This is a genomic window from Pseudomonas sp. PICF6 (genome assembly GCF_009831705.1).
GTDB classification, from domain to species: Bacteria; Pseudomonadota; Gammaproteobacteria; order Pseudomonadales; family Pseudomonadaceae; genus Aquipseudomonas; species Aquipseudomonas rhizophila.
Window position 1 is genome coordinate 1 of record NZ_WUUD01000028.1, and the last position, 11435, is coordinate 11435.

Annotated in this window: 11 protein-coding genes; 2 read left to right on the forward strand and 9 right to left on the reverse strand. The window is 59.5% G+C overall.

The features are described 5' to 3' along the window. Positions 1-80: 80 nt before the first annotated feature. From msrQ to GSM73_RS19350, 6 genes are all read right to left on the reverse strand, one after another. Positions 81-701, reverse strand: coding sequence for a protein-methionine-sulfoxide reductase heme-binding subunit MsrQ (msrQ, locus tag GSM73_RS19325; protein WP_047229828.1), 621 nt, complete (start codon positions 699-701; stop codon positions 81-83). Then, complete coding sequence (gene msrP, locus GSM73_RS19330; protein WP_107322936.1) at positions 701-1714, reverse strand: protein-methionine-sulfoxide reductase catalytic subunit MsrP; 1014 nt, start codon at positions 1712-1714, stop codon at positions 701-703. The genes msrQ and msrP overlap by 1 nt, the downstream gene beginning before the upstream one ends. A 63-nt stretch (positions 1715-1777) precedes the next feature. Continuing rightward, positions 1778-2635, reverse strand: coding sequence for a CDP-diacylglycerol--serine O-phosphatidyltransferase (gene pssA / locus GSM73_RS19335; protein WP_076386334.1), 858 nt, complete (start codon positions 2633-2635; stop codon positions 1778-1780). A gap of 143 nt (positions 2636-2778) precedes the next feature. Continuing rightward, the gene (ilvC, locus tag GSM73_RS19340) at positions 2779-3795 is read right to left on the reverse strand and encodes a ketol-acid reductoisomerase (RefSeq protein WP_003228216.1); all 1017 of its coding nucleotides are present in this window, start codon (positions 3793-3795) and stop codon (positions 2779-2781) included. 45 nt (positions 3796-3840) lie between these two features. Beyond that, the gene (gene ilvN, locus GSM73_RS19345; protein ID WP_003205610.1) at positions 3841-4332 is read right to left on the reverse strand and encodes an acetolactate synthase small subunit; all 492 of its coding nucleotides are present in this window, start codon (positions 4330-4332) and stop codon (positions 3841-3843) included. Between the two features lie 2 nt (positions 4333-4334). Beyond that, positions 4335-6059, reverse strand: a complete 1725-nt coding sequence (locus tag GSM73_RS19350) for an acetolactate synthase 3 large subunit (RefSeq protein ID WP_047229879.1) — start codon at positions 6057-6059, stop codon at positions 4335-4337. Positions 6060-6459: 400 nt separating this feature from the next. Between GSM73_RS19350 and GSM73_RS19355 the strand changes: the two genes are divergently transcribed. Further along, positions 6460-6882, forward strand: a complete 423-nt coding sequence (locus GSM73_RS19355) for a DUF4124 domain-containing protein (RefSeq protein ID WP_047229831.1) — start codon at positions 6460-6462, stop codon at positions 6880-6882. Between the two features lie 7 nt (positions 6883-6889). Here GSM73_RS19355 and GSM73_RS19360 read toward each other — a convergent pair whose 3' ends face one another. Genes GSM73_RS19360 through mrcB form a run of 3 tightly spaced genes read right to left on the reverse strand, consistent with a single transcriptional unit; the run spans position 6890 to position 10273 of the window. After that, complete coding sequence (locus GSM73_RS19360) at positions 6890-7219, reverse strand: YqcC family protein (RefSeq protein ID WP_047229832.1); 330 nt, start codon at positions 7217-7219, stop codon at positions 6890-6892. Continuing rightward, on the reverse strand, positions 7219-7938 hold the full coding sequence (locus tag GSM73_RS19365) for a M48 family metallopeptidase (protein WP_047229833.1): 720 nt from the start codon (positions 7936-7938) through the stop codon (positions 7219-7221). The genes GSM73_RS19360 and GSM73_RS19365 overlap by 1 nt, the downstream gene beginning before the upstream one ends. 16 nt (positions 7939-7954) lie before the next feature. Continuing rightward, positions 7955-10273, reverse strand: coding sequence for a penicillin-binding protein 1B (gene mrcB, locus GSM73_RS19370; protein ID WP_047229834.1), 2319 nt, complete (start codon positions 10271-10273; stop codon positions 7955-7957). A 127-nt stretch (positions 10274-10400) separates the two neighbouring features. Between mrcB and GSM73_RS19375 the strand changes: the two genes are divergently transcribed. After that, positions 10401-11435, forward strand: a 1035-nt coding sequence (locus tag GSM73_RS19375) for a phosphotransferase (protein ID WP_372241399.1), incomplete at its 3' end; no start/stop codon positions are given.

The window sequence follows — 11435 nt, forward strand, 5'->3', positions numbered from 1 at the left end:
AAACTCAAGGAGTTTTTCGTTTCGACTGCGCCGGAAGTGGGGCGAATTATAGACTTCCAGGATTTGCCGTCAAGCGTTAATTACGCTTTTGTTGCAGAAGGTGCTTTGCGTCCAATTAAACGCGGTATCCGGCGCGTAACCACAGGAATTCGAAGCATCAAAAGCACAGCACCTATAAAGGCGTAAATCGACCACTCCTTAAGATCCGCCCGCACAATCCACAACATATGCAGCAATCCAAGGCCCAAGATCGGATAAACCAGGCGATGCAGTTTTTTCCAGCGCGCGCCCAGTCGCCGCTGACTGTAGCGATTGGAAGTAATCGCCAGCGCCAAGAGCCCCAGAAACCCGAGCGCTCCTACGATAATATAAGGTCGCTTGCTCAGCTCGACGCCCAGTTGCGACCAATCGAACCCCAGGATGAACGCCGTATACCCACTCAAATGCAGCACCACATAAGCAAAGCACCACAATCCCAGCTGACGCCTGACCGCGATCCACCCTGCCCACCCCGTGAGTTTCTGCAACGGCGTCATGCTCAAGGTGATCAACAACAAAATAAGCGTGCCCAACCCGAGCCGATCCACCAGCACCTTGCCTGGGTCAGGCCCCAACTTATTCATCAACGCTTCGTAGAGCCAGAGCAACGGCCAAACCGCCGCCGCGACAAAGACGCCGATTCGCCAGACTGGAAAACGCATCAGTAGTCCTTCCTCAAGTCCATCCCTGCATATAAAGAAGCGACTTCATCCTGATAGCCGTTGAACATCAACGTATCGCGCACGTTAGGACTGAACAGCCCGCTCGGCAGACGGCGCTCCCGTGCCTGGGTCCAACGCGGGTGATCGACCGTCGGATTGACGTTGGCGTAAAAGCCGTACTCGTCGGACGCAATGCTCTGCCAGGTGGTCTTGGGCTGCTCGCTGACCAGACTGATGCGCACAATGGACTTCACACTTTTGAACCCGTACTTCCACGGCACCACCAAGCGCAACGGTGCACCGTTCTGATTCGGCAACTCTCGCCCATACATCCCAACCGCCATGATTGCCAGCGGATTCATCGCTTCATCCAGTCGCAAGCCCTCGACATAAGGCCAGTCGATCAAAGCAAACCCTGAGCGCTGCCCTGGCATAGTCTTGGGATCCTGCAGGGTTTCGAAACGAATGTACTTGGCCTTGGAGGTCGGCTCGACCTGCTTGAGCAACGCCGAAATGGGAAAGCCAATCCATGGGATAACCATGGACCAGGCCTCCACGCACCGCAGGCGATAGATTCGCTCCTCCAACTGGTAAGGCTTCATGAAGTCTTCCAAGGCATAGCGCCCCGGCCTGCCCACCTCTCCATCCACCACCACGCTCCAGGGCTCGGTTTTCAAGGATCCGGCATTGGCCGCCGGATCACCTTTGCCGGTTCCGAACTCATAGAAATTGTTGTAATGGGTGGCGTCTTTAAAAGGGGTGATGGACTCATCCTTGACCGTAACCGCGCCCCATTGGGTGGACGGCAGCTTCTCGGCAAACCAGGACGGCGCCTTGCCGGGCTCGACATCCGCATAACGCGCAACATCGGCAGCACTGGCCCAACGCGGAAGACCGCTGACGGCAAGCCCCGCCATGGCGGCCCCAAGCATTTGGCGACGGGATAGATAGAGGGATTCTGGCGTGACGTCCGACTCAAGGCAGTCGGACGACTTGGGGATCTTGATCAGCATGACAACTCCGCAGCATTGGAGGGCAGATGCACCAATAGACTGCGGAGTATGAGGGAAATTACATCACTCGGCTTTTTTGTGTCGGCGCAGGCGCAACAGGTATTGAACCGGGCCGGAAGCGGCATAGGCGAGGAATACCAGCAACAAGATACGTGGCGGATCACTGAAGACCACCGCGAACACCAGCACCACCGCCAAAATCGCCACGAACGGCACCCGCCCTTTGAGATCCAGCTCCTTGAAGCTGTTGTACTTGATGTTGCTGACCATCAGCATACCGGCCGCCGCTACCAGCAGCGCCACAAGGAACGACATCTTCGATCCCTGGATACCGTAGTCGCTGAAAGCCCAGACAACACCGGCTACGACACCCGCAGCGGCAGGACTCGCCAAGCCGATGAAGTAGCGCTTGTCAGCCGTACCGACCTGGGTATTGAAACGTGCCAGACGCAACGCGGCACCGGCGACATAGATGAAAGCGACCATCCAGCCAACCTTGCCCATGTCCCCCAGCGCCCAACCGAACGCCAGCAAGGCCGGGGCCACGCCGAAAGCGACCATGTCCGACAGCGAATCGTACTCGGCACCGAACGCGCTCTGGGTATTGGTCATGCGGGCCACACGCCCGTCCAGGCCATCGAGCACCATGGCGACAAAGATCGCGATGGCAGCGAAGGCAAAGTAACGACTCGCCCCGGCGCTATCGCCGGCGCTCAAGGCCGCTTGGGCGCTCATGGAGCTGATGATGGAATAGAAACCGGCGAACAGGTTCGCGGTGGTGAACAGATTCGGCAGCAGATAGATGCCACGGTGCCGGACCTTACGGCCTTCAGCGTCATGTCCTTCTTCGACGTGCTCATCGATGGGCAGCAGGCTTTCGGCGTCAGGAGCCTGGTTGGGCTCGTCGGGGCGTTCGCTCATGGACAGTACCTTGCAACGGTGTGAAAAATTCGACAGGTGTCTGGGACGAGGGTTCGGCCGCAAACGATGCAGCTTTATACCAGAAGCCACCGCCCAAACGAAAAAACGCGGCCAGGGCCGCGTTTTCCGATCAAGCTCGCGACTTAGTTCTTGGCTTTGTCGACGATCTTGTTGGCACCGATCCACGGCATCATCGAGCGCAGCTGCTCGCCAATGATTTCGATACCGTGAGCGGCGTTGTTGCGACGCTTGGCGGTCATCGAAGGATAGCCGGTAGCGCCTTCGCTGATGAACATCTTGGCGTATTCGCCGTCCTGAATACGTTTCAGGGCGTTACGCATGGCCTGGCGGGATTCGGCGTTGATCACTTCCGGACCCGTCACGTACTCGCCGTATTCAGCGTTGTTGGAGATCGAGTAGTTCATGTTGGCGATACCGCCTTCGTACATGAGGTCAACGATCAGCTTCAGTTCGTGCAGGCATTCGAAGTAGGCCATTTCCGGCGCGTAGCCAGCTTCAACCAGGGTTTCGAAACCGGCCTTGACCAGCTCGACAGTACCGCCGCACAGAACGGCTTGTTCGCCGAACAGGTCGGTTTCGGTTTCGTCCTTGAAGGTGGTTTCGATGATGCCGGTACGGCCGCCGCCAACACCGGCAGCGTAGGACAGAGCGACGTTCTTGGCGTTGCCGGAGGCGTCCTGATAGATCGCGATCAGGTCAGGGATACCGCCGCCCTTCACGAATTCGGAACGAACGGTGTGGCCCGGGGCCTTCGGCGCGATCATGATCACGTCGAGGTCGGCGCGTGGCACTACCTGGTTGTAGTGAATCGCGAAACCGTGGGAGAAGGCCAGGGTGGCGCCTTTCTTGATGTTCGGTTCGATTTCGTTCTTGTACAGCGAAGACTGGAACTCGTCCGGGGTCAGGATCATGACCAGGTCGGCGGCGGCAACGGCAGAAGCCACGTCGGTGACTTTCAGACCATGGGCCTCGGCCTTGGCAACGGTGGCCGAGCCTTTACGCAGGCCGACGGTCACGTCAACACCGGAGTCCTTGAGGTTGCACGCCTGGGCGTGGCCTTGGGAACCGTAACCGATGATGGCGACTTTCTTGCCCTGGATGATCGACAGGTCGCAGTCTTTATCGTAGAAAACTTTCATGAATTACCCCTATTTCCGGCCATTCAGGCCATTCGCTAATTTGGTTTAGATGCTCAGTACTTTGTCGCCACGGGCAATCCCGGTGACGCCACTGCGTACGGTTTCCAGAATCGAGGCAGTGCCGATCGATTGAATGAAGCTGTCGAGCTTGTCGCTGGTACCGGTCAACTGAACGGTATAGACGCTGGCGCTGACATCGACGATCTGCCCACGATAAATATCGGTAGTGCGTTTGATCTCGGCGCGCTGGGCACCGGTGGCCTTGACCTTGACCAGCATCAGCTCGCGCTCGATGTGCGCGCTTTCCGACAGGTCCACCAGCTTGACCACCTCGATCAGCTTGTTCAGGTTCTTGGTGATCTGCTCGATGATTTCATCGTGCCCCACAGTGGTCAGCGTCAGACGCGACAGGGTCGGGTCTTCGGTTGGCGCCACGGTCAGGCTTTCGATGTTGTAGTTGCGCTGCGAAAACAGGCCCACTACGCGAGACAGAGCACCCGGTTCGTTTTCCAGAAGCAGGGAAATAATATGTCGCATGATTAGGTACGCTCCGTCTTGCTCAGCCACATATCGCGCATGGAGCCGTCTTTGATCTGCATCGGGTAGACGTGCTCGCTGGTATCGACCTTGATATCGAGGAACACCAGGCGATCCTTCATGGCGAAAGCTTCTTCGAGCCCGGACTTCAAGTCCTTCAGGTCAGTGATGCGGATGCCCACGTGACCATAGGCTTCGACCAGCTTGACGAAGTCCGGCAACGACTCCATGTAGGAGTGCGAGTGACGGCTGCCGTAGCTCATGTCCTGCCACTGGCGAACCATGCCCAGTACGCCGTTGTTCAGGTTGACGATTTTCACAGGCAAACCGTACTGCAGGCAGGTCGACAGCTCCTGGATGTTCATCTGGATACTGCCCTCGCCCGTGACACAGGCGACGTCGCTATCCGGAAAGCTCAACTTGACGCCCATGGCCGCCGGGAAACCGAAGCCCATGGTGCCCAGACCACCGGAGTTGATCCAGCGGTTGGGCTTGTTGAACTTGTAGTACTGCGCGGCGAACATCTGGTGCTGGCCCACGTCGGAGGTCACAAAGGCATCGCCCTTGGTCACTTCGCACAGGGTTTCGATTACGGTCTGCGGCTTGATCACGCTGCCGTCGCCCTTGTCGTAAGGGAACAGGCCACGATCACCGCGCCACTCATCAACCTGCTTCCACCAACTGGCCACGGACTCCTTGTTCGGAGCCTCGCCGATTTCCTTGAGGATGGCGACCATTTCGCTCAGCACGCTCTCCACAGGACCGACAATCGGCACGTCTGCCTTGATGGTCTTGGAGATCGACGCCGGGTCGATGTCGATATGGATGATCTTGGCGTTCGGGCAGAATTTCGCCGGGCCGTTGATGACACGGTCGTCGAAACGCGCGCCGACCGCCAGAATCACATCGGCATGGTGCATCGCCAGGTTGGCGGTATAGCTGCCGTGCATGCCGAGCATGCCGATGAACTGACGGTCAGTGCCCGGGTAGGCGCCCAACCCCATCAGCGTATTGGTGACCGGCAGGTTGAGCATTTTCGCCAATTCGGTCAGCGGCGCGGAGCCACCACCGAGGATAACGCCGCCACCCGAGTACAGCACCGGACGCTTGGCCGCCAGCAGCATTTCGGCTGCCTTGCGGATTTGCCCGGAGTGACCGCGCACAGCCGGGCTGTAGGAACGCAGCTTGGCTTTCTTGGGGAAAATGTATTCGAACTTCTCGGCCGGGTTGGTCATGTCTTTCGGGACATCGACCACAACCGGGCCCGGACGACCGGATTCAGCCAGGTAGAAAGCCTTCTTCATGACCTCCGGGATCTCCGAAGCGTGCTTGATCATGAAGCTGTGCTTCACGATCGGCCGGGAAATACCGATCATGTCGGTTTCCTGGAACGCGTCGGTGCCGACCATGGTGCTGGGCACCTGACCGGAGATGATCACCATCGGGATAGAGTCCATGTACGCCGTGGCGATACCGGTGATGGCGTTCGTGGCGCCAGGGCCGGAAGTCACCAGGACCACGCCGGCTTTACCGGTGGCACGGGCATAACCGTCAGCCATGTGGGTCGCCGCTTGCTCATGACGAACCAGGATGTGGGTCACTTCCGGTTCTTTGAACAGGGCATCATAGACATGAAGAAGAGCACCACCGGGGTACCCGTAGATATATTTGACGCCTTCGTCACGCAAAAAGCGGACGAGCATCTCACCGCCAGATAAAAGCTCCACGTTGTTCACCTCTAAAACGCCAGAATACCGGCCCACAAAAAGGGACGGGTCTTAATAGGTTTACTTCTCGGCAGAGCATGAGCGACGGTGGTCGCCGACTACGTCAGCACTGACTGAGCAAGTATTGGGATCGTCCCAAGTGTTGCGGGCCTTTCCCACCCAGCGCGAGGTAACGCGTTGCGGGTGTAACAGGTCGGCGCGGATGTGCGCCTCATGATCTGCCGAGTGGGCCTGCTTCTGGCAGTCCCTCTACAGCGGACTTTGGATTCTTCTGTTTCGCCCTCTGCAAGTCAAGCCGTCAATGTGCTTTATTCGAAGTAAGCGCATGAGAACGCAAGAAAAAACCTTTAAACAGCAACTGTGTTAGCTTCAATTGCGCAACCCATGACAAGGAAACAGCATGCGAATGTTCTTCTTGACGGCCAGCCTGCTGGTTGGCCTGAGCCCGATGTGCATGGCCGGTCAGGTCTATAAATGGGTGGACGCCCAAGGGGTTACCCACTTTGGCTCCCAGCCACCGCCTGGAGGACAGGCCACAACGGTGATCAAGTCCTCCCCTTCCGCCGCCAAGCCAGCAGCCCCCCCGCCTGCCGGGGTCATTGGTGACCAGAAGGCGATTGACCAACAGGTCAAGCAACAGATTGCCGAGCAGCAAGCCCAGCTCAAGGCCTTCTGCGAACAGACTCGGACCAATCTGGCGCAACTGCAGAACAACCCGCGGGTACGCGAGGATGTGGAAGGGGAAATGCGCCGCCTCACAGAAGAGGAGCGGCGCCAGCGCATCGACGAAACCCGCAAGCAGATCGAGGAGCACTGCCAATAAATGGCGGTCAGTTAACGTCGCTGATCAATTGGTCGAACTGCGCCAACAGTCGCTGCAACTCCACGCCTTGCCCCGGCCGCTGGGCATAGACCATTTGAGCCATCTCCAGGATGCCCGAGGCGTTGGGCAGCGGCAGGTCATTTTCCAGGATGGCTTTCATGCGCGGCAGGAAAATCCATTGCAGCCATTGCTCGAAGTCCAGCGTGTCGACCGCGAACGGCTCGACACTGGCCAACGCCTCGGCCGACGGCGAAACGCTGCTCCACCAGCCCTGGACCCGCAACTCGCGCTCAATCAGCAGCAACTGATCGGCGATCTTGGGAAAACGCGTATCCATCAGAGCGAAACCTTGGCCTTCTGACGGGCCAATGCCGCGCCGGCGGAGTCGCCTTGTTTCTCACGGGCCTGAGCGATCAATTCCCACAGGCTGGCCTGAAGCGCCGGACGACCGTTGGCGAATGTCAGGCCACGGCGGGCCAGTTGCTCGGCTTGCGGCGCATCGCCCTGGGCCATGCGCACCTGGGCCAGGCGATAGAGAACCTGGGGTTCACGCGGCGCAACACGCTGGGCTCGCTCAAGGCTGGAGGACGCACCATTGAGGTCACCACCGGCCTGTTGCTGTTGGGCTGTGGTGAGCAATGCCAGTACTGGACCGTCCAATTGTTCATCAGCGGACAGACCTCCCGAACTGGTCGAGGGAATGCTGCTCGGTGCAGAAGGCATGTTGAAGCTGCCCTGGTCGATTGGTGAAGTATCGATAGGGCCCGGCGTGATCGGCCCTGGCGTGATCGGTGTGCTGCTGATCGGTGCCGACGTCGTGGCGCCGCCACCGGGCACCATCACGACGACACCGGTATCGCCCTGGGGAATCGCCTGGACCTGTCCCTGCACCGGCCGCTGCACCGTCGTTTGACGGAAGCCGCCATTGGCCGAGACCCGCTCGCTATTGGAAACGGCAGTGCCGGAATCGACAACCGGAATCGAACCGCGTTGTACGGTAGAGCAACCGCTGAGCAATGCCACGGCCGTAACCGCTGGAATCAACCACTTGTTCACTTGAAACCCTCTTTGCTTAATTCATCCAGTCCTTGACCCAATCCATGACCGATTCGGCGGGGTTTGGAATGCCACAGGCTGCACCGGGTGGTGGTTCGCTGCCGCGAATATACGGCATCTGCACCGCGCCCGGGCAACTGGCGTCGGAGCCTTGGCCGGTGCGCGAATCCACCCAGGCCTGAACGATATTGTCTGGTTGCGGCATGTCCAGCGGCAACGGATCGGCCTTGCGCATGAAACTGGTCCAGACCTGCAATGCCCCGGTGGCGCCAGTGAACGGGGTCTTGCCATTGTCGTCACGGCCGAGCCAGACCACTGCCAGCAGGTCCTGGCTGAAACCGGCAAACCAGCTGTCGCGCGAGTCGTTGCTGGTACCGGTCTTGCCCGCCAGGGTCAGGTTACGCGGTAGTACGTTATAAACCGAACTGCCGGTGCCTTCACGCATGACCCGTTGCATGGCGCTCTGGATCAGATAAATGGACGCGGGATCAAAACGCTGCTGGATCTGGAACGGATAGCGCTTGAGCGGCTCGCCGTCGGCGGTAAGCACGCTGCGAATGCCGCGCATCGGCGTGTTGAAGCCACCGTTGGCCAGTGTCTGGTACATGGCTGCCACTTCAATCGGCGTGAGGCCACCGGCTCCCAGCAGCATCGATGGGAATGCCGGGAATTCGCGACTGACACCCAGGCGGGCCAAGGTCTTGAGGACATTCGGCACGCCGATTTCAAGCCCGAGGCGAGCCGTCGACAGGTTGTAGGAATGCGCAAGCCCCTGGTACAGGAACACCGTACCGTGGGAGCGGCGATCATAATTCTGCGGCTTCCACACCTGACCGTCCGCGCCCTTGACCGAGAACGCCTCGTCGGACAGCCAACTGGTCAGGGTGTACTGGCTCGGTTTTTCCAGGGCGGTGAGGTAGACCGCCGGCTTGATCAGGGAGCCGATCGGGCGGACCGCATCGAGCGCCCGGTTGAAACCGGCAAAACTGGCCTGCCGACTGCCGATCATGGCCTGGACTTCGCCGGTTTCCGGGTTGGTCACCACCATCGCGGCTTCCACTTCATCAGAGCCCTTGCGCCCGGCCAGTCGCTTGAAGGTGTCATTGACCGATGCTTCGGCCTTCATCTGCAGGATCGGGTCGAAACTGGTGAAGATCCGCAGGCCTTCTTCGGTCAAGTCTTCGTCGCGGTAGTCCTCACGCAGTTGACGCTTGACCAGGTCCATGAAACCAGGAAACGAGCTGTCGGCCAGACTGCCGCGCTTGGTTACGCCCAAAGGCATCTTCTTCGCCGCTTCGACTTGCTCGGCCGTCGCCACGCCTTGCTGTTGCAGCAAGTCGAGTACCAGATTGCGCCGCTCGAGGGCGCGCTCCGGATTACGCCGCGGGTTGTAGGAGGACGGCCCTTTCACCATCCCCACCAGCAATGCCACCTGATGCAGCTTGAGCTCGGACAGCGGCTGGCTGAAGAAGAACTGGCTGGCCAGGCCGAAACCGTGAACCGCCCGCTGGCCGTCCTGACCGACGAAGACCTCGTTGAGGTACGCCTCGAGAATCTCCCGCTTGTCGTAGTGCAGTTCCAGCAACAGCGCCATCATGGCTTCGGTAAGCTTGCGGCTGAGGCTGCGCTCGTTGGTCAAATAGAAGTTCTTGACCAATTGCTGGGTCAAGGTACTGCCGCCCTGGCGCATACGGCCCGAGGAGGTGTTGACCCAGATGGCCCGGGCAATCGACTTGGGCGAGACGCCGAAGTGATGGTAGAAATCGCGGTCCTCGACAGCGATCAGCGTATCGAGCAGGAACGGCGGCACCTGGTCGATCTTGATCAGGATCCGGTCTTCAAGGTTCTTGGGGTACAGGCCACCGATCAGCAGCGGTTCAAGGCGCACCACTGACAGCTTCGCATTGTTGGCACCGGTCAGCGCAGCCACGTAGTCGCCGGAGAAACGCACTCGCACCGCCTGCGCCTGCTCCATGCCTTCATAAAATTGGAAACCGCGGGTATTGAGGTCGACGGTATTGCCGTTGACGGACGCAGCACCCGGGCCATTGGCAACGCTTTCACGGCGATAGCCGAGGGCATCGAGCTCGGTCAGGAAATCGTCCCGACTCAGCTTTTGTCCGACGAACAGCTCCAGGGGCCTGGCGTAGACCTTGGCCGGGATGGTCCAGCGCTTGCCGGAGAACTTCTCCTGGACCACGGCATCGAGGTAGACCGCAAAGCCAGCGAGCACGACGAGGCCCACCAGGCTGAGTTTAAGGGCCCAGCCCAGCCAGGGCCGCAAGCGACTGGCGGGTGGTTTCTTGGGGGTACGGGGGGATCGGGTACGAGTCATGGCGGCGGATTATACGCACTTTGCCGCGGTTCAACATGACCACACAACGGCCCCCTCCTGTTTGCGTTAACGCGGCTTGCCGCCATAATGACGGCCTTGAATTTTCCCAGTCTCTGAAGGATCGCCCGTGAGCCAGTCCCTGATCGCTGCCCTGCAAAACCCGGCCCTCTATCCGCATCCCGTCGAAGGGTTCCAGGTCATCGAGACCCACATTTCCTGGGTATTGCTCACCGGGCCGTATGCCTACAAATTCAAAAAACCGGTCAATTTCGGCTTCCTTGATTTCACCAGCCTCGAGGCACGCAAGCATTTCTGCGGGGAAGAACTGCGCTTGAACCAGCGCCTGACCCAGGATCTGTACCTGGAAGTCATGCCGATTACCGGCACCCCGCAAGTGCCGCAACTGGGTGGCGAAGGTCCGGCCATCGAATACGCCCTGAAGATGCGTCAGTTTCCCCAGAGCCAACTGCTCAGCACGCTCCAGGCCAACGGCGAACTGACCACCGCGCACGTTGACGAAATGGCCGCGCAGATCGCCCGCTTCCATCTCTCTACGCCCACCGTGCCTGCCGAAAACGCCGCCGGCACCCCCGACAGCGTTATGGCACCGGTGCGGCAGAACTTCGAACAGATTCGTCCGTTCCTCAGTGACAAGGCTGACCTGTTGCAGCTCGAAGCCCTGCAAGCCTGGGCCGAAAGCAGCTTCGAACGCCTCAAACCGCTGTTCACCCAACGCAAAGCCGAAGGTTTCATCCGCGAATGCCACGGTGACATCCACTTGGGCAATGCCACGGTGATCGATGGCAAGGTAGTGATTTTCGACTGCATCGAGTTCAACGAGCCGTTCCGCTTCACCGATGTCTATGCCGACACTGCATTCCTGGCGATGGACCTGGAAGACCGCGGCCTCAAGTCGCTGGCGCGACGTTTCGTCAGCCAATATCTGGAGCTGACCGGCGACTATCAAGGCCTGGAGCTGCTGAACTTCTACAAAGCCTACCGCGCCCTGGTCCGCGCCAAGGTCGCGCTGTTCAGCATGCCGGCCGAAGCCGACCCGGTGCAGCGCGCCACAACCCTGCGCCAATACCGCAACTACGCGAACCTGGCCGAAAGCTACAGCACCATTCCCTCGCGCTTTCTGGCCATCACCCACGGCGTTTCG

Bases quoted from the DNA above. Each gene is read 5' to 3' on its own strand.
- GSM73_RS19360 (WP_047229832.1), bottom strand. From the start codon at position 7,219: ATGGATACGCGTTTTCCCAAGATCGCCGATCAGTTGCTGCTGATTGAG.
- mrcB (WP_047229834.1), bottom strand. From the start codon at position 10,273: ATGACTCGTACCCGATCCCCCCGTACCCCCAAGAAACCACCCGCCAGT.
- pssA (WP_076386334.1), bottom strand. From the start codon at position 2,635: ATGAGCGAACGCCCCGACGAGCCCAACCAGGCTCCTGACGCCGAAAGC.
- msrP (WP_107322936.1), bottom strand. From the start codon at position 1,714: ATGCTGATCAAGATCCCCAAGTCGTCCGACTGCCTTGAGTCGGACGTC.
- ilvC (WP_003228216.1), bottom strand. From the start codon at position 3,795: ATGAAAGTTTTCTACGATAAAGACTGCGACCTGTCGATCATCCAGGGC.
- ilvN (WP_003205610.1), bottom strand. From the start codon at position 4,332: ATGCGACATATTATTTCCCTGCTTCTGGAAAACGAACCGGGTGCTCTG.
- msrQ (WP_047229828.1), bottom strand. From the start codon at position 701: ATGCGTTTTCCAGTCTGGCGAATCGGCGTCTTTGTCGCGGCGGCGGTT.
- GSM73_RS19355 (WP_047229831.1), top strand. From the start codon at position 6,460: ATGCGAATGTTCTTCTTGACGGCCAGCCTGCTGGTTGGCCTGAGCCCG.